Origin of the sequence: Duganella sp. CT11-25, assembly GCF_047302815.1 — a bacterium.
In the GTDB taxonomy this organism is placed as follows: Bacteria; Pseudomonadota; Gammaproteobacteria; order Burkholderiales; family Burkholderiaceae_D; genus Rugamonas.
The window spans coordinates 862,785-886,704 of record NZ_JBKBFD010000001.1; the positions used below are offsets into that span (position 1 = coordinate 862,785).

Genomic DNA, 23,920 nt, shown 5'->3' on the forward strand with positions numbered 1-23,920 from the left:
CTACTTTAAGAATTCCCTTTTCTTGATCGTTCCATTGTTAGGATCAATATCACATCTGTATGACGAAAACGAGTTTGCAACTAACGGTATAGTTGAAGTAAGCCGATAATAGTAGTCAGAAGCCTCCGGCAGTTCAGCTTCCCACAATTTCACACCGGCCTTCGTAAGAGCAATAAGATTTTTAATGGCCGGTGCCCCCTGCCTACGCATCACTTTATAACTGGGGTCTAAGAGATACGAATCAGGATCGAACAAGACGAAGACTTTGTCTGTGTCTTCAATAGCATCAAGTACCGGCCATGCCAGTTGAATTGAATGACCATCGATCACCAGCGTCTTACCTTGAAAAGAAATGCTCATGGCAAAGGACTCCCTGGGCCAAAGTTTCGAAGGGGAATTTCATCAAGCAGCTTGAACTGCTCGGCACCGCCGCGCATCCGCCCCCATTGAGGCATCGGTATAGCGCGTGATCGTTCCAAGAGTGTACCATTAGGAACAAGTACCTCTTGAATCATGGTCGCGGTATTGCTTGGAGGAAGCGCGAGGGCTTCCTGCGCCCAAGCGCTGCTTCTTGGGGGAACAGCAGTTAGCCATCCACCGACATTAGCATCACCTGAAAAAACGCGGTAATAGACCTTATCGCCGACCTGCTCAAATTGTCGAACAACTCCTCCTGCACTCGGCAGCAAGCCCTTTACCGCAGCATCTTCTAGTGCAATGCGCCCCGTTGTACCACCAGGCCCCAAGACCAAGAACAGCAAAATATCTGGCACCAGCGACTGCGTCTGACCACTTGCAGGATGATGGAATTGGTAGTTCGTGAGGTATGTCCTGAGGTTGTTATAATCAGCAACACCTTTGCGGATAGTTTGCGGCACGGTCTGACGAGCCGGAGCAAGCGTCAGCTCCGAAACCCACTGCCTAACGCTGCCACGATAGCGAATCCCGGGGGCATCCTCGCGACCAGGCGGGTGAACATATTCAACAGGACACGAGTCACATCCGTCACCCCGCCCTTGACCTTTTGCGTCGAAATGCATAAAGCCACTTGAGTTGAGCGAAACATTGACACTTGATGCTACAGCCGATTTCCTGTATGGCGCCTGCGTCGAGGTCTGATCAAAAGAGATCGACATGCAATGCGGGCGCTGCTCACATGTCAACTCCCCAGCCGCAAATCCTGTCGGATCGGTCAGATTCGTCGGGTTGTTATACACGTAGCTGTAGCGGTTATAGTTCTGACCGTTGGTCGGATCCTGCACCAGCGGGTCACCGCTCAGGAACCTGCCGATTAACGGATCGTATACTCGCCCATTCATGTGCACCAAATCCAACTGGTCCAGCATCTCGTGGCCAGTGAAACCTTTGTTGTCAATAGCGCCGCCCGTACTGCTGCTATCGTCTGCATTGCGGCGCTTCCCCCAGGCGTCATACGCCAACTTTTCACGAATGCCACCTTGCTCGTTAGTTAGCGCAATCGGGCTTCCCAGGTTGTCCTCATAGGTCCAGCTCATCTCCGTCGACTGAGCGCCTGAACGATCTATCTCAACACCAAGTCCGTTTGGCCAATAGGTCTTCACCGTCACCTGGCCCGACTTGGTCTCCACTTCCTGCGCACCGGCATAGACAATTACCGTGCCGTCATTGCGCGTTTGCTTTAAACGCTGGTGCTCGGGACCATAGCTGAAGCAGCTATACGAGCCGGTCACAGTCTGGCAGACTAATAAGCTCTGATTCAGAGTACCGCCTTTGGACAGCTGCAACGGCATATCAAAGCTGGTCCAGGTCGCGCTGCGGCCCGGCGCCGTGATCTGGTTGCCATTGACATCGTAGGCGAAGCCGCCTGCCGTTCCGAAACCTATCAATGCATGCGGCTGTGTCGAGGTCTCACCCTGGCCCGGGTAAATATAGGTCGCATTGGTATTGACGTCGGTCTTGGTCTGGATACTGCCGGCCGCGTCGTAAGTAAATGTCAACGTATTGCTGCCTATCTTGCTCGTGCTCAGCCGGTTCAGCTCATCATATGTAAAGTATTCGGTGAAGCCACCGCTGTTCCAGTGCAGGACACGCTGAATGACATTGCCCAGTGCATCGTATGCATAGCCTTCCGTCACCGGCGCTACACCGCCAGCAACGGGTAGCAGTCCACCGCTCATCAGGCGGCCAGTGTTCGGGTCATAGCTCTTAGTCTCATTCAGATCATTGCCAAGCACCATGGCCGTGGCGCGGCGCGACGCATCCTCGGCCGTCAGTTGCCACAGCAACAGGTTCCCACGTTCGACGCGCTCCAGCAGACCTGTCTGGCCATAGCGCCAGCCAAATACCTTCGCCGTATCCGCGCCACGCTGGTATGTTTGCGTCATCACACGCCCCCAGGCGTCGTAGTCGGTCAGCGCCGAATACGGCCCATCGCTTAACTGCTGCGTCGTCAGAATCAGGCGGCCCCACTTGTCGTATGTATGATTACGGTCATATTCCTTGCTGGCACCAACAACCGTATAGGCCTCCGACAGCTGGCCTATGCCATAGCTGGTGGTCGTCTTTTTGTCATACACCCAGTGACTTTCCAGGTCGACCTCATAGCGCGCCGTCATCCGGTTGAGCGGATCGTACACTATACTGGTCTGCTTACCCGTGCCCTGCTGCTTGTTGCTGATCTGTGCCCAGGTCATGCCCAGCGGATCAACTTTGTACTGCGTGAAACCCAAATCCGGGTCACGCAGCTCAATTTTGCGGCCCCAGCGGTCGTACACCACGGTAGTCTTATTGTTGCGAGGATCCCAGGTGTTAGCCAGGTTGCCAAACGGTTCATAAGAGAACTTAGTGCTTCCGCTTTTCGCATCGATCACTTCCAGTAGCTGACCAATCACGTTTCGGTTTTCCGTGCGCGTGTAGAACAGCGGATTAATCGATGTCACCTTCAGACCGTGGTATTCGTTTTTCGTGTCCCGGTCGCGCCCGAGTTCATCGTGCACTTTGACATTAGTCACCCGACCCAGATCGTCGTAATCCAAACGCTGTGCAAGGGCGGACGTCGCCGTGTCAAAGCGAGGCTGGTCTGTTTCCTGCAGTCGCCCCACGTCATCGTAACGGCGATCGATCACGATGGCCTTGTTGGGATCCAAGCCCCAAGCCTGGGTGCGCAGGACGTGGCCGGCGTAGTCGCTATAGGTCAACTGCGGCACGCGGATCTGGTTAGTGCCGTTGTAGACTTCCACCAGTTCCACCGCCGAAGCACCCAGCGGACAAGCACCACCACACGCTTTCACAGCGCGGCGCGTTTCATTTCCCTGCGGATCAGTTTCTTTCGTCAAGCGGCCGAAACCGTCCGCCATGCGCGACACCGTCAGGCCGTTCGGGTCAATCACGCTTAGCTGCACGCCAGTACCCTGATCGTAGGCAAAGCTGTGCTGCTGGCACAGGGCATTCGTCACCGTCTGCGGGAACTGTCCCAACGGATCATAGGTTGTATTCGACACTGTACGCTGCTGTGGCTTACTGCAAGCAGTCGTGGCCCAGTCAACGGTCTTGCCAGTTGGGTCGAGCCAGGACTGCGTCACCGTATTGACCAAGCCATAGACAGGGTCACGCCCATAAGTGGTCGCGATCTGATACTGCAGCGCATCCGGCACTTGCGCGTCGGTTGGCTCCACCGTTTCCTTTTCGAGCAGCCCGGTGGTCGCGTAATAGCCATAGCCGACACGGCGCGTCACGCTGCCGCTGACTGGATCCGTCTTGGTGATCGTGACCTGTTGTGGCAAGCCTATCAGCCAAGTGGAGCTATCATTGTTGAAAGGAGTAACGGTATCGGTAATGAACTTCTGGTTTGGATCGGCCCAGGACGAAACCGTCTTCTGCGTCACATTGCACCAATCATCGAGCACAATAGTCGTTCTGCTGGTACCCATGGCGCTGCCGTCAAGGTCGGTCCGCGCGGTGTCGCTTTGGTTCACGTACGGACAGTGGGTAATGGCGCCATTCGCTTGGGGCAGCAGCACGTCCTGCAGCGAGTTAATTGTGCTCGACAAGGTTGTACCGCCGTGCGCGATGACTATCGAATCCACCATGCCTGACAACGGCCAACCCTGTCGATAGCTCGTTGTGGTTGTGATATTGCTATTCTGGTTAAACTCCTCTACCTTGCCGAAGCCCAGCGAGCCACGGCCCTGAGCGTCCATCGCGGCATCCCAGTAATGGTAGTTTGTGACGAGCGTACTGGTGCTGCCGTTGTTGACGGATAGGGAGCTAACGATCTTGCCGGTACGGGGAGTCAAGCGCTGTGGATAGGCCAGCGTCGACGTGCCGGATTTACCGACAATATTATTACGGAGGCCATCTACATAGGTGACTTTTGCTGTAGCACCTAGTCCATTGGCAACACTGTAGATACGGTCCAGCGCTTCGCCACTTCTCGCCAGATCGTTAGGCGCATATACTTCCCAGCGACCATCTTCTACCCATGTGCTACCGCTGAAAGATCCGGCGTGATAGTACACCAGTTGGGGACGCCCTGTTCCCATCAGGTCAAGAAGATACACTTGATCACCCAGAATCGGGGCACCTGACGAATAGTACAGTGTGGTACGCAGGCGTGCCATGTCGATGCCGTCCACGGCCCACGGACTGCAACTGACATTGGTGTCCGTCGCGCCCGGTGTTTGGTCTCCCATCAGGTGGCACAGCTGAAGGGTATCGCCAATTGGAATTTCCTTATTGTCGACCGCGATCATCAACAAGTCGGGCTGACCGTCACCGTCGAAGTCCGCGACAGCGAGCGTATGAAGGTAGCTCGTAGTGCCATTGTTGACATCGCTGCTCAGCGCCTTGCGCACCGTGCAGTCCAGATGCTTGCCGGTTGACAGACATTGGACACCTTGGGATTGCGCCGCGACGACATTGCCCGAGCTTTCCTTGCCGTTGATGTCCAGGCCGTAAAACAAGCTACTGTAGCCGCTGCCATTGAAGTCGCCTGACGACGAGGACATATTGATGCCTCGACTAAATGAATACAGCGGGAACATGCTGCCATCGGATGGCGCGGTGATCGGATGGGTATATCCGAACATCGGCGCGGCAGGCGCGCCAGGCGCGGTGAACGAGTTGGTTTTCACTACAGGGACAGTGTCGTTCCAGGTGAGACAATTTGCCGTGTCTTGCGGAGGGCAAGGACTACAGGTTGGTCCTACGCAGCTAGCGGTCCTGTTGATCACACTCCACTGCGCTATCTCCAACTTGCCTGTGCCACTAAAATCCACCATCTGCTGGTCCCCGACAAAGCTACGCGTAGATGGGAACATCTCCAGCATGTAGGAAGGTGCGTTCCTCGTCGCCAGTACCGGTGGCAGATCGGTGCGCGTGTAGCTTTGGTCCTGGACCACCAGCGGCGCGCTGCTGCGCATGGTGGCGTCCCACACCGTACGTCCGTAGATGCTTGCACGGCCATCGCCGACCACATCAATTAGCGTTGGTGAATTGAGTGCCGAGTTGTCGCCTAGCGCCAGCAACGTGCTGCTGCAATGAAACACTATGTTCGCAGTTACACCTGATGCCAACGGCGACAAGCAAACCTTGGGAGTGCCGGAGCCGTCGCCACCCGCCGATTCACTGTCGCTAGTGAGTACCAGTAGGTCGGGATAGCCATCTCCATCAAAGTCCGACACTCCTAGCACGGCAAAATATTCAAGAGTATCCAAGGAATAGGTGTACTGCTGGAAGCCACCAGAAGGTTCACCCGTGTTATGGAAGTAACGATAATTCTTCTGCAGCGTTCCAGGCATCTTTTGAGGATTGGACAGGTCCTCCGCAAGAATCTCATCAACCGTTTCACTCGACCGCGGCTTGCCCGACGATGGGTCGGCTACCCGTTTTTCCAGAACGTGAACCCGACCACTGTTTTCGAAGTCGCTGAAGTCAAAATATTCTGGATGGTAGCGGGCGGTGTTGGTCGAAAAGAACTGGACGAAACCATGCGTAAGCAGGCAAGGAGCCGTGTTGCCTGCGCCACTGGTGCAACCAGCCGCACTACCCCAGCCCAAGTTAGGGGTCTGGCTGACAAATGCCTGCGCAGCACCCGACGGCCGCCCCCAAGCGAACGTCGTCGGCAACAGGCAAGATTGGATGCCGCCGCTATCAGTTGCGCAGACCTGCACGCTATTCAGCAGACTGCGGCCGCTCGACAAGCTACGTTCGTAGGTGAGCGTGTAGTTTCGAATCTGCTTCCCACTCTGGTCGTTAACGGAGCCAGCAGTGTTAATGTAAGTACTGATGCTCTTCAGGCGATTGCGTTGATCGTTGCGCGCATCGGCGATGTAGCGGGTCCACGCATCCTGCCGGACTTCAGGACTAAAGCGCACGGCTGCATAGTGGTTCTGCGGCTTGGCATAGTTGCCGCCATAACGGATCTGTACCGGCAGGTGCTCGCCCGTGTTGACGTCGAGGCTATAGTCGAAGTCGATGTGGTTGCCAGAGCGGTCTACGATGCTCGACAGCGCCCAAGAAATGGCTTGGCCAACCTTGTTTGGTGCTCCACTATTCTGGGGATACAGTGCGGTCGAGTTCACCGCGACATAACTGTTCGACGCATTGGTACTGGCACACCCCTCGCTGTTCACATCGCAGCCGTAGTAGCGGATCTTGCCGTCCTTGGTTTCCACCTTAAACGCAATCGCCGAGACACCAGCGATAGTCGGACCGCTGATCATTGTCACACGACTCAGCGTATCGATTTCAGTGCGGTACTCTCCGCCAGACGTCCAGTAAAAAAAATCCTTGGTTGCAGGGTCGGCATTGGGACTAACAACCGCGCTGTTCACGCGCACCAGGCGCTGGCCATCCATGCAAAGGCGGTCTGCGTTCGTGAAGCTGATCGGACCGTTCAACTTATCTTGTGCGATGGTCTTGCCACAGCGACTAATGCTCGACAGGCCGCTGAGGCTCCAGCCCAAGCCCGCGATACCATTGGTTCCCGAGCTGCTGTAATTTAACGCCAAGGTCGGTTGCATGCCCGCCGTACCTGGCGGCACAGCTATCGCCAAGTTATAAGTTGCGTCGCCACCTGCGCCCACAGACAGAGCACCCGGCAGCGTGCCAGCATCCTGCGTGCCGATCGCCGGCGGCGTGACGATGACGGGAATCGCATTGCCGGACGTGCCGCCTTGCGACACACCGACCACGATATTGGCCTGCGAGGATTGTGCCAACAATGCGCCGCCGCCATCAAACGCCTTGGCGACAATTCCATGCGCGCCCATCTTGGCGGTAGTCCAATTGGCGGTCCAGGTTGAGCCATTCAGCACCGCCGTAGCAATCGATACGCCGGCGTCATAGAACTGCAGGCTCTTGACATTGGCCACAGTACCGGTGGGTGTCACACTGAGCGTAATGGGTGCACCCGACGCAAATGTCGCACCATCCAACGGACTAGTCATCCCCAACTGGACCGCAGCCGTAGTACCAACCGTGATCAGGTTTTGGGGTGAATAAACGGTCACATTGCCCTTGCGCACGCGCGCCTGTACCACATACTGCGCGGCCCGCGTCGCGACGCTTGCCTTGCTCAAGTAGTAGCTATTGGGAACCTGTCCATCCGCCGTTGCAGCCGTCCATGCGCCGTTGTCGAAGCTGACGGCTACCTCATCGTAAGGCCCCTTGACCCCGCTGATCTGTGCTCGCATGAAGACAGTTGCAGGCGCCTGATAGCGATCGTTGTTGGCCGGTGTGCTCAGCGCAATGCGCATCGAGCCCGGCATCGTGCAGCTGTTGTCCACGCATGGCAGAGCGATATTCGTTCCTGCCGCGTTCGACGCATAAACATATACCGAGCGGCCGTCATAAACGCCCGTGTACGGGCTGAGATCAACGTTGAACTGATGCCCCCCCGAGCCGCATTGTGACTGGACGGAGGTACTATCTGGCGCCGCTGTCAGATTTGCCGTGCCAGAGGTAAGTAAGGTACCGCCCAGTGCCGTAGTCGGTGCGTCGAGAAGTACTTTATAGCTGAGTGCTTCGGTCGAGCCTCCACCTTGACACACCCAGCCCACCAACGCGGGTTTATCATCCGCACCAAGCCTTACACCAGTTACCAAGCCAAGCAAGGCGCTGTTGGTCACGTTGACGAAGACCGGCGCGCTGTCTGTGGCCACACCAGTGCTGTCGGTGGCACGTAGCTTGAACCAGTAATTGCCAGCGGGGACTGATGTGGAGGACGTCAGCGTCATGGTCGCCGTGGTTCCGCTAGCTTTTGTCGCGGTCGCCGTTGCCGGGTAGCCAGTACCACTATCCTTGAACAGCTCTATTTTCGAAATCACTTTGCCGGTTTCTGTGCCAGTACCAGTGAAACTAAGGGTCGCCGACGCCGTACCTGATACGCGCACATTGGTGGGTGTCATAGTCAGGGTAGATGTCGGCCCTGGACCTACTGCGACGGTGATAGGAACGTTATCTGTCCGCATATCCAGCCAAGCAACTCCCTCTTTAACGAGGCCCCACTGGAAATTATAGGTGCCCGGTTTGAACGGCGCAGTGAAGGGAATCGAGATAGTAGCCTGCGCACCATGCGCTATCGCCGGCAGATATACTCGCCCTTGGTTGTTCCAGATGCGATTGTCTTGCGGATTGAGTGCGCCCAAGCGGTACAAACCGCCGGCCGGCCAATCTACCGTGCTGGTATTCTTGATCGTGACAGTAGCGGCGTAAGGCTGCCCCGCCCGAAGTGGCATAGGACCAGGAATCGACTGGCTAATAAACTGCGCACTATCTCCGCCACCGACGGTGAAGGTAATCGGCGCTAGATCCGTGCTCTGACTGGTGCTGTCGGAAACGCGCAAGAATACCGTATGCGGGCCGGCCGACATCGCCTTCGAAGCACTCAAGCTCGCCGTGGACGACGACACCAGAGAGACATTTTGCACTCCAACAACCTCAAACACTTCGAGCTTACCAATCGTCGCACCGCCATAAGGAGTGCCCGTCCCAGTGAATGTCACCGTTGCGGTCAAGCCAGATGTCGGAAACACTTGCCCATTGATCGGGGTGGTTAGCGAGCCAGTCGGTGCCTGCCCTTTTACAGTAACATTCGAGATAGCACTGAGCGCAGTCGCACTATTGCTATCGGTCGCGCGCAGTTGCAGCTTATGAACACCAGCTTTTAATGCCACTGGGGCTGAGATCGAACCGGTGGTGGATGGCGTACCAATTGCAGCTCCATTGTCCAACACTTCCAGTTTAGTAATCGTTGCCCCGGAATAGATAGCTGTTGCTGTTCCGGTCACAGTGACTGAGGCAGTAGTCCCCGATGTGATAAGTTGCGTCTCCCCATCGCCTGGCGCCGTTATCGATACACTCGGCGGTGCCTTGGCCACCGTGTATGTGATTTGTCCAGAGTTTCCAGACCCGCCTGAATTGTCGCTCGCGTTGATCTGCAACTTGTGCACATCAGCTGCAGACTTGGAGAGGATCATGACATTCGTATTGATGTTAACCGACGTTGCCCCGCTTGGTACCGTTACCGGAAAATTAGTGGCGGTGCCATTGAGCGTATCGACAATCGTCACCTGCGAGAGCTTTGCCGTGCCATTAGCGGTGGCCGTTCCGACCACATTCAGAGATACTCCGCTTCCATATGGCAGCGTGACCGTACTGCCGTTGATTGGCGTCGATAGGGTCACGGTAGGATTGGGCGCCGCAACGGTGAATCCTACTTGCGCGGACCCGCTATTGCCGCGATTGTCTGTCGCGGTAAACTTCGCAGTGTGATAGCCCAGGCCAAGTGTTGGGGTGTAGCTAGAGCCGGAAACAGCAGTACCGCTGTCAACGCTCCAACTGCTTGAGCTAATGGTCGCGCCAGTGGCCGCAGTCGCCGTGCCGACCAGCGTAACAGGAGCCGACGACGTAGTGGTGATAATCCGGTCGTTGTTGGCTGGTGATGTGATGCCAACAACGGGAGGTCCCGTCACTACCGTAATGGTCTGGTTGGTCGATGTCGGACCAAACCAGGTGACATACTCGTGCAACATCCTCCATTGGAAATTGTACGTTCCCGGCGTCGCTGGCGCGATGACATTGAAAACCAAGTGCGCTACACCGCCGGGTAAAATATCGGATGGAAGGTCAACCCGACTAATGCCCCAATTTGAATTGTCCTGAGGATTTTGGGCGCCTAGACGGTACGGCTGGCTCCCGCCGGCAACCCAAGTCGTTGTACCGTTATTGAGAACGTCCGCGTAAATGGTATAGCTCTGCCCTGCCGTTACCGTGCTGGGTGGACTACTAAGCGAATTTATCTGTGCGCTATCGACAATCGTCGGCCCTGTCACTGTAACCGTCGTCGATGGAGACGATGCGCTCCCGCCATTCCAAGTGAAGGCAGCAACATTCACCGGGTGTGCGCCGACAGGCAGGTTTAAGCTTAGGGAAAAGCCGCACGCCTTATTGATGGGAATTTCGCCACCTGATTGAAATTGCGGCTGGCAGTTCTTGGGGGCGCTGATGTTGGTCGCAGAACTGTCCGAGCCGACGATAACCTGAAAGACTGTATCACCGCTTCCGACATATGATGCCGAGCCTGTCACCGTTACCGTGACCGTGCCACCCGCCGCTACCGTAGCGCTCGTGGGTGTCACAGTTAGGTTGGTAAAGGTAATGGCGGCCTGCGCGCTACAGAACGAAAAACTTGTCGCTATGAAGATCAAGAACGTCACTACGATTCGCCCATACTTTGAGAGCATGGTGTAGATACTAGGCACGGTTTTTCGGCAAGCGCAAATATTCATAGTCTGTCTGCGTAGGTAGCGAGCTATAGGAAAACGTCAATATGTCCAAAAATTTTAAATTTGCGTTGCACGGTAGCATGCTAGTTCTATTTTTATTAAGACATTTTTAAATTATTTCCTTGAGACAATTGGTGATAATGTAAGCAAGAAAGCTTTAGATAAAGGCGCCATCCAAACAAAACTAGTTTCATTGATGTTTGTTTTACGACATTAATGCAACACTCTCTAAACGAACATTCACTGCTCAGCCCATACCAAATCTGTTGCGACAAAACCCACCGCCGCATGACTTCCATGTGACAAAGCGCGTTTTTTCCAGGGTTTTTTGCGGGTATATTTCCCGAACTATCACACCCATTGGAAAGGAACAACATGCAAGCCTCCGGCCAGACGGTTCCCGCAGATACCACCATTGTCAAGGCAGCGATCTATCCGCCGATCGGCGTCGCCCGCGTCGGCAATAGTCCCACCGAGTACTACCTGGGACCGGAGGTGACGGCGCCCAAGCCGGAAGCGCCCGGCTATTACCGCGACGCCAGCGGCGCGATCAAGCGCCAGGCGGCACGCTTCCGCATCTACGGGCTGAACGCGGCTGGCGAGGCGGTGGCGGAACTGGATGCCGCCAATGCCGACATCGAGTGGCACGTTACGCTGGCCAACACCAAGGCGGCGTGGTATCAGTTCCAGATCGCGCTCGACATTCCGGAGGCCGCCGATGCGCCCTCTTCCTTCCTGCGCAATATGGCGGTGGCCGACCGTTCGCTGCTCGCCATCACGCCCGGCGAGCGCTCCGTCAGCGGGCGCGACACCCAGGGGCCGCGCTTCGACAACGGCAAGTTCATGGGCACCGAGGTCTATCTGGGTGAACTGCGTACCGACGCGGCCGGCCGCCTGATCGTGCTGGGCGGCCATGGCAAGTCGGCCTCATGGAACGGCGCTCGCGCGATCACCTTCGCCAATAACGAGGGCTGGCATGACGATGTCGCGGACGGCCCCGTGCGCGCGACGGTGCATTATCAAGGCAGCCAGCTGGAAGTCGATCCGGCCTGGATCGTCGTGGCGCCGCCCGACTACGCGCCGCTGCAAAAATCGGTGCGCACCATGTGGGATTTGATGCGCGACCTGTTCGTCTCCAACGGCAAGCTGGCCGCACCGGCGCGGCCATCGTTCCAGGACGACCTGCGGCCGATCTTCGAGCGCCTGTCCAATCTACAGTGGGTGAACGCGGGCTTCGCCGCCGCCTTCGGCTGGGCAGGCAGCACGCCGTTCAGCCAGGGCGCATGGATGCTGCGGCTGGCCAGCCCGGACGTCAGCAACAAGGAATGGCGCCAGGTGATCTACAACCAGTTCCGCCAGTTCAAGCGCGATGCCTGGGCGCCCTCGCCCTGGCCCTGGTTGTATGGCGACGCGATGGCGATACCGCCGGCCGATACGCCGCGCCAGAATGCGGCCCTGAGCGAGTTGCAACTGCGCTTCCTCGGGCAATGGGCGCGCGGCGACTTCATCGCCGATTACGCGCCCGACGCCGAGCCGCCGCGCAGCCTGGACCAGGTGCCGCTGGCCGCGCAGCCCGACATGCTGGTGCGCGCCGCGATGGAGTTCTGCCTGGCCGACGCGTTCCACCCCGGCTGTGAAATGACCTGGCCGATGCGCCAGATCGGCATGTACATGGCGCCGTTCCGGCTGGCCCACCAGCCGCCGGGCTGGATCGAACCCGACTATGGCGCGGTGCTGACGCCGGACAATATCTCGGGTCCCTGTTCGGCGCAAATCGCCGGCGGCATCAGCCGCTGGATGGCCGTGCCGTGGCAGACCGACACCGCCAGTTGCAGCTCCGGCTATCAGAAGAGCTACGATCCCTATGTGCCGACCTTCTGGCCGGCCCGGGTGCCCAACCAGGTGATGGACAAGCAGACCTACGACATCGTGATGAACCGCGAGACGCCGCTCGACCAGCGGCTGCAGGCTTTCGCCAAGCGTGCCGAATGGCTGCGCCCACTGGGCGATACCGGTTACGAAGACAGGATCAACAATCTGGTCGCCAACATCGCCCAGATGGGCGTGGTGGAAGCGCGCCCCGGGCCAACGGATGTCGACCGTTTCCCGGCGGTGCTGCAGGTTGAGCAGTTACCGGCCGGCACGCACGCGAAGCTGCTGGCCACGGTCGCCCGGCCCGGTGGCTTCGCGGAGATCGACCTTGAGAATACGGAGAAGGCACGCCACCTGCGTCGGCATCGTTCTTGAGCATCCTGCAGGCCGACGTGCTGATCGTCGGCGCCGGTCCCGCCGGCGCCACGGCGGCGCTCAACCTGGCGGGCAGCCGCCGCGTGCTGCTGGTGGATCGGCAAGAAACGCCAGCGCCGCGCATCGGCGAATCCCTGCCGCCCGCCGCAGGCCGGCTGCTGGCGGACATGGGATTGCTCGACAGCTTCCTGCGGCAAGGCCATAGCTGTTATCACGGCAACCGCGCGTTATGGAACGGCGTGCAGACCGAGCATCACTTCCTGCGCGACCTCGATGGCCACGGCTGGCATCTGGCGCGCGACGCATTCGACGCGTGGCTGCGCGCCGAAGCGCGCGGCCGGGGCGCCGCGCTGCTGGCGCCGGCCAATGTCGAGGAGGTGAACGCACGCGAAGGCGGCTGGCAGGTGCTGCTGCGCACCGCACATGCCACGGTGCAGGTCCACGCCGGTATCATCATCGACGCCAGCGGACGCGGCGCTCTGATTGCCCGCAAGCTGGGTGCGCGCCGGCAACGCCTGGACCGCCTGGCCTGCACCTGGCTGTACGGCCGCGACCTGCTGGCGGCCGCTCCGGGTTATTCCGACATCGAAGCAAGCGAACACGGCTGGTGGTACAGCGCCGCGCTGCCGGAGCAACGCCGCGTGCTGGCCTTCCATACCGACGCCGACCTGGACGCCCGGTCCGGTCAGCGTGACGCCGATACGCTGCTGGCCACAGCGCGCGCGTTGCCGGGCATGGGTATGCTGTTGGCGCGCGGCGGTTTTGCGGCCGAGACGCCGGCCAGCACCACCGCCGCGCACTCCGCCATGCTGGAGCCGGCCGCCGGCGCCGGCTGGTTCGCCGCCGGCGACGCCGCCGTCAGCTTCGATCCGCTGTCCTCGCAAGGCATTTTCAATGCCCTCTACACCGGTCTGGCGGCCGCCGAAGCGGCCGACCGCGCCTTGGCCGGCGATGCGACGGCGCAGTATGGCTATTGTCAGGAGATCGCCGGCATCAGCGCCGCCTATCGGCGGCATCTGGCATATTGCTACGGCCAGGAGCGCCGCTGGCCGCAATCGGCTTTCTGGCAGCGGCGGCTACCGCAATCCCCGCATTAGAGTGAGAATGTCTTCCTCAACCCGGCGATAAACAGCGTGCACAAGGCGCTCACCAGTTCGGGTTCCTGATATTTTTTATGATTGATCTCGACGGGCACCGCCGCGATCCCTGGCAGCTCCCGGAGCTTAAGCTTATTGGGCTCGGCGACAACCACGCTCCAATCCGGGTAGAACGGGTGCGCTATCGCTGGAGGAATGCGGTTGTTATTGAGATCGTCCAACACCCAGCGCCACCCCCGTTCGTTGTATGCCGCCATATTGTCCCTGATTTTTGTTTCCAACTTTCCACTATCAACGGAGGTAATAACGGAGGTAATCAAGTCCTTATGGACTTTCTTATTATTGTTTCTCGCTCCAATGGCGCCGGATGCCACGACACGATCATAGCCTTCAATGGCTGTCAACAAACCTTGCCGTGCGTCGGAGTTCAGCTCCACCCATCGCGTGTCATCGACATCGGGAACGTTTTTGCCTCTGGTAAGATTCGCCAGCTTGGTTAGCTGCAACTTGAGCGCCTCCGGCGTTAAAGTTTGAGCGTCCGCATTCGGCTTCAAGACCTTATATATTTTATTGAGCTCAGCGGTGTACGCTTCGTCGTTCAGAGCGAACTGGGCATCGGAATCAAATTCGTCGGAGGTTCCCGGCTCATAGCGCTGTGAGGGGCCGGCGAACTGATTTCCCGCCTGCCATTCATAGAAAGCCGACAGCATCCCTTTTTCCTTGGCGGTCAAGTCTGTGGCCGTATTGTCCTTGATAGCGGTATAGCGCGCCGTGAAGGTATCGAAGGTCGCGTCATCAAACGTCAGCAGGCCCCTCTCCACACCGTTCAGCGATGCCAGCGGCGTTGCCGCCACCGCCTGAATTCCCGCCGGCTGATTATTCGTCAGCTTGTGTTTATTGATGATTACGTTGTTGTACTTGATCACAAAGGGAACCTCGTTCACCTCGATCGCGGCGCTGATGAGGTTCGCCAGCGTCAGATTGTCCAGCGCAGGCAAGAATTTGCACATGACGGCAGGCTGCTCGCCCAATGGGATGCGATCCATATTCTTGACCAGCACCGAGTGGGGAATGATATGGTGCCCCGTGCTGCCATCGGCGGCCGCGTAGGGATTAAATGAACGCAGTTGTACCGCTCCCGCCTTCGCGCCCTGGCTGATCATCGCTTTCGACGACATGAGCTGGCGCGTTTGCGGGCTTGCCGCCATCATCGCTTGCATGGTCTGCGGCAGCGCCGCGCGTGGACTGGTCTCGGCGATTCTTTGGATACGCTGCTGTGTCGCCGCCGCAGGGCGGGCGTCGTCCAGCATGGCGCCGGACTTTTCCATCAACGACACGGGCTGCGAGGATCGATGTGTTTTTCGCTGTTCTTGTTCAGTAGTGGTGGTGGAAGCTTGCGTTTTCATGAAATATCGTTTGAATGTGATAGTCCGCCATCAAGGGCGGGCAACATGGCGGGCGTCGGCTGATGCCGCTTGAATGCGTCCCGTATATTTTGCCGCAGTTGCACATCGTCCCACGGTTTGGTCAGGAAGCGGTAGATTTCACCGCGGTTGACCGCGTCCAGCACCGACTCCAGCTCGGTGTAGCCGCTCAATATCAGGCGCATGGTATCGGGATACAGCCGCGTCGCGATCGCCAGGAACTGCGGGCCGCTCATGCCCGGAAGCCGGTGCTCGCACAAAATCACCTGCACCGGCGTGCGCGCCAGCACCTCCAGCGCGGCTTCCGCGCTATCCACGGCGACGATGCGATACCCTTCCGAACGCAAGGCGCGCTTGACAGCGGCCACCAGCAACGCTTCATTGTCGACGATCAGCAAGGTGCGCTCCTGCGCGTCCGCCGTCGCCGGCAGGTCGATGTGCTTGTCGGCGCGCAGCATGGCCTCGAACGCCGCCGCCGGTATCGGCGGACTGAAGTAGTAGCCCTGGATCTGGTCGCAGCCCTTGGCGCGCAGCTGCTCCAGTTGCGCCGCCGTTTCCACCCCTTCGGCGATGACCAGCATGCGCAGGTTATGCGACATGGCGATGATGGCCGAGGCGATGGCGGCGTCGTCGGGGTTGGTCGTGATGTCGGTGATGAACGCGCGGTCGATCTTGACGCTGTTGAACGGGAAGCGCTTCAGGTGGGCGAGCGACGAGTAGCCGGTGCCGAAGTCGTCCAGCGACAGGTGCAGCCCGAGGGCGCGCAACTGGAGCATGGTCTGTTCGGCGCTGGCCGGGTCGTGCATCACCAGCGATTCGGTCAGCTCCAGCTCGATCAGGTTGCTGCTCAGCCCATGTGCCTGCAGCAGATCCGCGACCTGCACGGCGAGGTCACCCTGGCCGAATTGCAGGGCCGACAGGTTCAGCGCCACCGGCACCACCGGCACGCCGTCCGCCACCCACTCGGCCTGCTGGGCGCAGACGCTGGCGATCACCCAGGCGCCGATTTCCAGGATCAAGCCGCTCTCCTCGGCCAGCGGAATGAACTGCGCCGGCGAGACCATGCCGCGCACCGGATGGATCCAGCGTATCAGCGCTTCGGCGGCGGCGATGCGGCCAGTCCGCAGGTCGACCTTGGGCTGGTAGTGCATGACGAACTGGTGCTCCTCGCTGGCGCGGCGCAGCATGCTCTCGAGTTCGAGCTTGGCCACCATCGCCGCGTTCAGTTCGGGCGAATAAAACGATAGCCGCTCGCCGCCTGCCTTGGCCTGCTTCAGCGCGGCCTCGGCGTGCCGGAACACCGCCTCGGCGTCGGCGCCGTCGCGCGGGTAGCTGGCGATGCCGCCATGCACGGTCAGGTGGATGTCGTTGCCGTCCAGGTGTATCGCCTGCCCGATCAACTCGGCGGCGTGCTCGATCACCGGCAGCAGATTTTCGTTGGCGCCGCAGGCGCCGGCGATAACGTAGACGTCGCCGGCCAGCCGTGCCACCGTGCAGGGGCGGCTGAGGCCGTTGACCAGGCGTTGCGCGACGATGCGCAGCACCCGGTCCCCGACCCGCGATCCCAGCGCGTCGTTGAGACGCTTGAAGCGGTCGAGGTTGATCATGAAGACGAAGGCGTGGCCACCCTCGTGCTTGCCGGACTGGATGATCTGGCCCAGCCGGTCGTGGAACAGCGCGTGGTTCGGTAGCCCGGTCACCGCGTCGTAGTAGGATAGGTAGTTGACGCGCTCCTCCTGCGCGATGTATTCCATGGCGAACGAGATGTCGCCGGCGAGGTCGTCCAGCAGCGCCAGTTCCTCGGCGTCGAAATAACCGGCATCGCGCGCATACAGCACCATCACGCCGGCAGCCGTCGGCCCCAGCATCAGTGGCAGCGCGATCAGCGACAGGAAGCCCTGTTCGCGGGCGTCGGCGCTGGCGGCGCCGCCCTGCTCCGGCGCGTTCAGGTCGTTGCAGCAGACCGCCCGTCCATGGGTCAACGCCTGGCGCGGAACGCTGAGCTCATCGTCAGGCTCCAGCGCCATCGCCTGCAGCAACCGGTCGAGCCGTTCCGGGCTGGTGCCGCGCCAGGCGGCGGCCTTCATGCCGGCGCCGTCGCGCAAGGCGATCCAGGCCGTGTCGAAGCCGCCATCCTCGGCGGCGATGCGGCAAGCCTCGTTGTACAGCGCGGCGCGGTCGCGGATGCGGATGACCGCCGAGTTGATGCCGCTGAGGACGGTCTTGATGCGGCTGAGCCGGGCGATTTTCAGCTGGTGCGACTCCAGTTCCTGCACATAATGGGCGAGGCGGTTGGCGTTGACCAGCGACATGTGGGTGCGCACGCGCGCCCGCACCAGCGCCGGCGACACCGGCTTGATGATGTAGTCGACCGCGCCACAGGCGAAGCCGGCAGCCTCGTCGCCGACTTCGCTCATTGCCGAGACGAAGATGACCGGTATGTCGCTGGTGTCGGCCTGCGCCTTGAGCTGGCGGCAGACGGTGTAGCCATCCATGTCCGGCATCTGCACGTCCAGCAGGATCAGCACCGGGCGATGCTTGCGCGCCGCCGCCAGGCCGTCGGCGCCGTTGCGCGCGAACGCCAGTTGATGATCCTCGCCGAGGATGGCCCGCAGCGTGGCCAGGTTGCTCGGCTCGTCGTCGATGATGAGGATGGGGCCGGTCATCGCGCACCTCCCGTAGTGACCTGCGGCGCGTCGATCAGCGCGCGCACCTCGGCCTCGGCGCCACGAAAATCGAAGTTGTCCAGCCGCGAGCGTACGGCGTCGGCCGCGCCGGCAGGCAGTCGCGACGCCAGCGCCGCCAGCAACGGCGCCGCCGCGTCCGGGTTGTCCTGGTCCAGGCAGGCCAGCAGCGCGGCCAGCAGCTCCGTCGTGGTCTGCGCGTCCAGCGCGGCGCCCGCCGCATCTTGCGCGGCCGTGGACGGCGCCGGCGCGGCGGCGGCCTGCTCAGCCACCTGCACCGCCAGCACGGCGATCGATTCCAGTACCGTGGCGAGCGCGTCGCGCAATGCCACGATCAGCCCGGCGGCGTCGCCACCGTGCGCCACCGCCTTTTGCAGCTCCGCCGCGACCCGGGCCACTTCCGGCAGGGCCAGGTTGCCAGCCACGCCCTTGAGCTGATGACACAGCGCGTCCATGCCGGATGGTCCGGACGCCGCCAGTGCCGCCTCCAGCCGGTCGGCGATGTCGCCGAAGTCGGCGGCGAAACGGCCGAGGATGGCGCTGTACGGCTCGCGTTCCTTCCAGACCACGAGCGCGCGCGCGAGATCGATGCCGGGCAGCGGCAACGGTGCCGGGGTCGGCGCCGCGTGCGGGACCGGGACGGGCGAGGCGGCGGCCGGCGCCGTCGGGGCGACGCGCGCCAGGCGCCGGACCACCTCCATCAGTTCGTCGACGTTGAACGGCTTGGCGACGAACGCATTCATGCCGGCCTCGCGCGCCTCGTCCTGCTGGCTTTTGAAGGCGCCGGCGGTCAGCGCCACGACCGGCAGGTCGGCGAACACCGGCGACTCGCGCAGCAGCCGCGTCGCCTCATAACCGTCGAGCACCGGCATTTGCACGTCCATCAGCACGATGTCGACCGCGTCCGGGTTCAGCCGCAGCCAGTCGACCGCCTCCTGTCCATTGCTGGCCAGGCTGACGGTGGCGCCCTCGGCACTCAGGATGCGCGAAGCCACCTCGCGGTTGATGTCGCTGTCATCGGTCACCAGCACCCGCACGCCGGCGATGCGCAAGCTGGCCGGCCGCTCCTGCGGACGGTCGTCCTCGCCGGCGCGCCGCCGCAGCGCCTGCGCCAGCGCGTTGTACAGGCAGGAGCTGGTCACCGGCTTGGTCAGTATGCCGTCGACCAGCTCGATGTCGGGCTGCCGCAGCAACTCGTCGCGCGCATAGGCGGTGACCATCATCAGCACCGGCTGCGCGTCGCTTGGATAGTTGAGCCGGATTTGCCGCGCCAGCTGCATGCCGTCCATGCCCGGCATCTGCCAGTCCAGCAGCAAGGCGTCGAAGCCGCCGGCCGCGCCGTGCCGCTGGCGCACGCATTCCAGCGCCAGCGTGCCGGAGACGGCCTGGCTGGCGCGCCAGCCCAGCCCGCGCGCCATCAAGGCGATGTTGTCGCGCGAGATGTCGCTGTCGTCGACCACCAGCACGTCGAGATTGGTCAACGCCGCCGGCTCGACCTGTCCGGCCGCCACGCAATCGAAAGGAATGACGAACCAGAACTCGCTGCCGCGCCCCGGCACGCTGGTCACGCCGATTTCGCCGCCCATGTGCTCGACCAGATGGCGGCAGATGGTCAGCCCCAGCCCGGAGCCGCCGTAGCGCCGCGTGGTCGAGCTGTCGGCTTGGCTGAAGGCCGAGAAGATGTGCTGCAGCTTGTCGGCGGGGATGCCGATGCCGGTGTCGATCACGGCGAAGCGCAGCACGGCGCGGTTGTCGGCGTGCTCCAGCAGCGTCAGGCCGATGCTGACGGCGCCATGCGTGGTGAATTTGATGGCGTTGCCGGTCAGGTTGATCAGCACCTGTTCCAGCCGCAGCGAGTCGCCGACCAGCTGGCCGACGCGCGGCGGCGGCGCGATCGTCAGTTCCACATCCTTGTCGCCGGCGCTGGCGGCCATGATGCTGGCCAGGTTGTCCAGCACGTCCGACAGGTCGAACGGCACCCGCTCGATCTCCAGCCGCCCGGCCTCGATCTTGGACAAGTCCAGGATGTCGTTGATGATGGCTTGCAGCGAGCGGCCGGCGTTGCGGATCTTGCGCACCAGGTCGGCCGAGTCGGCGTCGAGCTGGCGCTGCTCCAGCAGGTAGGCCAGGCCCATGATGCCGTTCATCGGCGTGCGGATTTCGTGGCTCATATTGGCCAGGAAGTCGGCCTTGGCGCGGTTGGCCGCCTCCGCCTCCACCGTGCGCACCTCCAGCGCCGCGTTGGCCACCCTCAGCTCGCCGGTGCGCGCCGCCACGTGCGCTTCCAGACCCGCGTTCAGCGCGCGCACCTCGGTCTCGGCGGAGGCGCGCTCGGTGATCTCGTGTTCCAGCGTCTGCAGCATGCCGTTGAAGGCGTCGGTCAGTTGCCCCACCTCGTCCTCGCTGACTTTGGGGGCGCGCAGGCCGTAGTTGCGCTCCCGCATGACCTGGCGGGCGATCTCGCTGACGCTCATGATCGGGCCCGAGATCCAGCGCTGCAGCAGCGAGGACAAGCCCAGGCCGAGCAGCAGGCTGCCCAGCAGCACCGCCGCCAGGATGGCCAGATAGCCGCGCAGCCATGCGCCCAGGTCGTAGTGCTCGCGCAAATAGACGGTGCCGCGCAGCCCTTCCTTGTCGACGATGCGGCGGAACACGGTGAGGTCGCCGGTGCCGAATTCGGCGCCGTCGCCGGGCATCAGGACGGCCGGCGGCGCCGGCGCCGAGTCGTCGCGCCGGTAGGCGGCGAACAGCTGGCCGCGGGTGGTGTAGATGGCCGCCGTCAGGATGTTGGCATTGGCGCGCAGCAGCGCCAGGTTTTCGTTGGCCACCTTGGCGTCGTCGAACTCGATCGCCAGCGCGCTGCCCTGGCCGAGAATGGCGGCGATCGAGGTCAGTTCCCGCACCGTGGTGGCGCGGTTGTCGCTCAGGTCGTGATACAGCAGGCTGACGCCGGCCAGCGCCAGCGCGCACAGATTGGTCGCCAGCACCAGCAGCAGCAGCTTGCGGCGCACCGAGCGTATCTGCAACCTCATGGCCTGTCCCCCTCGATTTTATGCGCCACCGCCAGCAGCCTGGCGCTGATCTTCAAGCCGCTGCGCTCGGCGTGCGCAACCGAAACGTCGAACCGGATCCGGTTGTCGACCTGCACGAAGCTGATCGCGCTGCCGGCGGCCAGCGTGCCCTCGCCGTCCGTGATGGCCAGCACGCCCGCGGCCTGGGCGGCCTCCAGCGCCCGCTTCAGGCGTGGGCCGTCCAGCGCGCCGATGTACAGCACCTGGACGCCGCTGGCGGCATCGCCCGGACGCAGCGTGCGCACGGTCACGGCGCGGCCATTGATCTGGCGCGTCAGCCGCAGCTGGTTCAGCTCGGCGGCCACCGGGTCCGCGTCCACCACGCCGATCGCCAGCGGCGCGGCGTTGCTGGCGAAGGCCGCCGGCGGCCATTCGATGTGCTCGGCGAAACGGTAGATATACGCCGCCTTCACCTGGGCCTCGACGCCGTTCGCGCTGACTTCGCCGGCCGCCAGCGCCGGCGGCGGCAGCAGCAGGCAGCACAGCAGCGCGGCCATGAGGCCGTTGCGTATCCCAGCGAAGCCGGTGCGCGTCGTCACGTCTAGAATCGCAACGTCAGCTTCAGCAGCACGCTGCGCTCGAACACGCTGCGTCCCGGGGCGGCGGCGAATTCGGGATGCGAACGATGCAGCAGGTTGCGTCCGATCAGCGCCACGTCCATGTTCGGTTGCGGTTTCCACATCCACTGCCCGTCCAGCTCGTAGTACGCCGGCACGGCGGGCAGCGGCAGCGCTCCGACGTGGCGCAGCGTCAGGTCCAGCGAGTTGTTGTCGGTCAGGTCGTACGAGGAGCGCAGCAGCCAGTGGCGGCTGGGGTCGTTGGTGGCCAGGCCGCCGTTGCCGGCGCTGGTGTCGCGGCTGCCGGGCAGCAAATCGGTTTGCACGTGCTGCAGCACCAGGCCGGCGTTCAGCCGCCAAACCGGCGATGCTTGCCAGCGACCCCACATCTCGATGCCGCGCGAGCTGCCCTCGCCCATATTCTGGAACACGCTCAGCGCCGGCGCCGTCGGGCTGGTCTGCGGCTCCAGCGTGCGCAGTTTGTCATAGCGGGTGTAGAAGGCCGTCACCGAATAGGACAGCGTCGAGATCGGCTGCGCGCGGTAGCCGACTTCGATCACCTTGGCCACCTCGGACTGGAAATCGGGGCCGCCGCCGAGGAAATAGAAGCTGCGCCCGCCGATGGTGATCGGCGCGCTCGGCGTGTGCAGGTCGCGGTCGAAGCGCGATGGCGCGCGCACGGTGCGCGCCAGGTTGGCCCAGACCAGCTGGCTGGCCGTCGGCGTCCATGCCAGGCGCAGGCTGGGAAGGTATTCGGCGCCGGTGTAGTTGTTGTGCTCGACCTTGGCGCCGGCGGTCAGCTTGAGCTCCGGCGTGACGGTGTATTCATCTTGCGCGAACAGATTGGCCCAATGCAGCGTCAAGTCGCCGGGCAGGAAGCCCAGTCCCGGCGTGTTGGTCACGCTGTCCCAGCTTTGGCGGTAGCCGCCGCCCCACGTCAGCACGTTGTACTGGCCCAGGCGCAGGTCGTGCTGGGCGTCCAGGTCCAGCGTGGAGAGGCGCTCGACGAAGGCGCCCGGCTGGTTGCGCTCGGTGTGGTCCAGGATCAGCTGCACGCGCAGATTGTCGCCGGACGCTAGCTTGCGGGTGAGCCGGCCCATCAGATTGGCGCCCGAGATCTGCACCGGCAAGGCGACGAGCTGGCCCAGCTGGCCCTGGTAGCCGTCGCCGGACACGGTCAGGGCGCCATCGCGCAAGCCCCAGTCGGCGCGAAAGCCCGCCTGGGTGCGATGCATGCCGAAATTGGTGTTGCCGCCGCTGGCGGTGTAGGTATCGTCGAACTGCTGGTATTTGCCATATACGCGATAGGTGCCGCCGCTGGGCAGGGTTCCGCCATAGCGCAGCGAGCCGTTTCTATCCTGGCTGCCGCCGGCGGCGCTGAGCTGGCCGCCCTGGGTGTCGGCCGAGTTGCGCGTGATGACATTGATGACGCCGTTGACCGCGTTGGCGCCCCAGATCGTGGCGCCGGGCCCGCTGATCACTTCGATGCGCTCGACGTCTTCCATCACCACATCCTGGGCATCCCAGAACACGCCGGAAAACAGCGGGCTGTAGATGCTGCGGCCGTCGATCAGCACCAGCAGTTTATTCTCGAAGGGGCTGTTGAAACCGCGCGCGGTGACGGCCCAGTTGCGCGCATCGACCTGGGCCACCTGCAGGTTGGGCGCCAGCCGCAGCGCCTCGGGCAGCGACTGCGCGCCGCTGCGGCGGATATCGCCGGCGCCGATGATGAAGATGGACGCGGCCGTGTTACTGAGCCGTTCTTCCTGGCGCGACACCGACGTCACGATGACATCGCTGAGCTGTTCCAGCGACATGTCTGCGATGGGCCGGGCCTCGGCCACCTCGGCGCGCGCCGAGGCCGAGGCCAGCATGGTTGTAACGAGTAATCCCCATGAATAGCTGGCGTTTCTGGCCATAGAGCCCTCGCGGTTGGCGTACCCTGTAGCCGCCGATGAGCACGGCGGCACTTTGTCCTGAACACGCGCCGCAGACTCGCCATCGGCGCCGCAGTTGGAAAACTATAACCAAATCTAACACACTTACCTTATGGAATTTCTCTTTCCAGGCAAGA

General features: G+C 61.7%; 9 protein-coding genes. 2 read left to right on the top strand and 7 right to left on the bottom strand.

The genetic code is table 11. From position 1 onward, the window contains the following. Both ACEN9F_RS03440 and ACEN9F_RS03445 read right to left on the bottom strand, forming a co-directional pair. The gene (locus tag ACEN9F_RS03440) at window positions 1-360 is read right to left on the bottom strand and encodes a hypothetical protein (protein ID WP_413417847.1); all 360 of its coding nucleotides are present in this window, start codon (window positions 358-360) and stop codon (window positions 1-3) included. Next, window positions 357-10,697, bottom strand: coding sequence for an RHS repeat-associated core domain-containing protein (locus ACEN9F_RS03445; RefSeq protein ID WP_413417849.1), 10,341 nt, complete (start codon window positions 10,695-10,697; stop codon window positions 357-359). Before ACEN9F_RS03445 ends, ACEN9F_RS03440 begins: the two co-directional genes overlap by 4 nt. Window positions 10,698-11,141: 444 nt before the next feature. Between ACEN9F_RS03445 and ACEN9F_RS03450 the strand changes: the two genes are divergently transcribed. Both ACEN9F_RS03450 and ACEN9F_RS03455 read left to right on the top strand, forming a co-directional pair. Next, a complete protein-coding gene (locus ACEN9F_RS03450; protein ID WP_413417851.1) occupies window positions 11,142-13,013 on the top strand; it encodes a LodA/GoxA family CTQ-dependent oxidase in 1,872 nt (623 codons plus the stop codon). Next, window positions 13,010-14,110, top strand: a complete 1,101-nt coding sequence (locus ACEN9F_RS03455; protein ID WP_413417852.1) for a tryptophan 7-halogenase — start codon at window positions 13,010-13,012, stop codon at window positions 14,108-14,110. The genes ACEN9F_RS03450 and ACEN9F_RS03455 overlap by 4 nt, the downstream gene beginning before the upstream one ends. On the opposite strand, the gene ACEN9F_RS03460 is transcribed toward ACEN9F_RS03455, so the two are convergent. From ACEN9F_RS03460 to ACEN9F_RS03480, 5 genes are read right to left on the bottom strand one after another with little or no spacing between them, the layout of a single operon-like run. Next, complete coding sequence (locus ACEN9F_RS03460) at window positions 14,107-15,516, bottom strand: hypothetical protein (protein WP_413417853.1); 1,410 nt, start codon at window positions 15,514-15,516, stop codon at window positions 14,107-14,109. The genes ACEN9F_RS03455 and ACEN9F_RS03460 overlap by 4 nt on opposite strands. Further along, window positions 15,513-18,200 carry an EAL domain-containing protein gene (locus ACEN9F_RS03465; RefSeq protein WP_413417855.1) on the bottom strand — a complete coding sequence of 896 codons (2,688 nt, stop codon included), beginning with the start codon at window positions 18,198-18,200 and terminating at the stop codon, window positions 15,513-15,515. The genes ACEN9F_RS03460 and ACEN9F_RS03465 overlap by 4 nt, the downstream gene beginning before the upstream one ends. Further along, on the bottom strand, window positions 18,197-21,250 hold the full coding sequence (locus tag ACEN9F_RS03470) for a response regulator (RefSeq protein ID WP_413417857.1): 3,054 nt from the start codon (window positions 21,248-21,250) through the stop codon (window positions 18,197-18,199). The genes ACEN9F_RS03465 and ACEN9F_RS03470 overlap by 4 nt, the downstream gene beginning before the upstream one ends. Then, window positions 21,247-21,828 (bottom strand): YfiR family protein, encoded by a 582-nt coding sequence (locus tag ACEN9F_RS03475; RefSeq protein WP_413417859.1) that lies wholly within the window; start codon window positions 21,826-21,828, stop codon window positions 21,247-21,249. Before ACEN9F_RS03475 ends, ACEN9F_RS03470 begins: the two co-directional genes overlap by 4 nt. A 2-nt stretch (window positions 21,829-21,830) precedes the next feature. Beyond that, window positions 21,831-23,765, bottom strand: coding sequence for a TonB-dependent receptor plug domain-containing protein (locus tag ACEN9F_RS03480; RefSeq protein ID WP_413417861.1), 1,935 nt, complete (start codon window positions 23,763-23,765; stop codon window positions 21,831-21,833). Window positions 23,766-23,920 lie beyond the last annotated feature (155 nt).

What these genes read in the sequence shown, in the direction of transcription:
- ACEN9F_RS03440 (WP_413417847.1), bottom strand. Translation starts at nt 360, where the DNA reads ATGAGCATTTCTTTTCAAGGTAAGACGCTGGTGATCGATGGTCATTCA.
- ACEN9F_RS03460 (WP_413417853.1), bottom strand. Translation starts at nt 15,516, where the DNA reads ATGAAAACGCAAGCTTCCACCACCACTACTGAACAAGAACAGCGAAAA.
- ACEN9F_RS03480 (WP_413417861.1), bottom strand. Translation starts at nt 23,765, where the DNA reads ATGGCCAGAAACGCCAGCTATTCATGGGGATTACTCGTTACAACCATG.
- ACEN9F_RS03465 (WP_413417855.1), bottom strand. Translation starts at nt 18,200, where the DNA reads ATGACCGGCCCCATCCTCATCATCGACGACGAGCCGAGCAACCTGGCC.
- ACEN9F_RS03470 (WP_413417857.1), bottom strand. Translation starts at nt 21,250, where the DNA reads ATGAGGTTGCAGATACGCTCGGTGCGCCGCAAGCTGCTGCTGCTGGTG.
- ACEN9F_RS03450 (WP_413417851.1), top strand. Translation starts at nt 11,142, where the DNA reads ATGCAAGCCTCCGGCCAGACGGTTCCCGCAGATACCACCATTGTCAAG.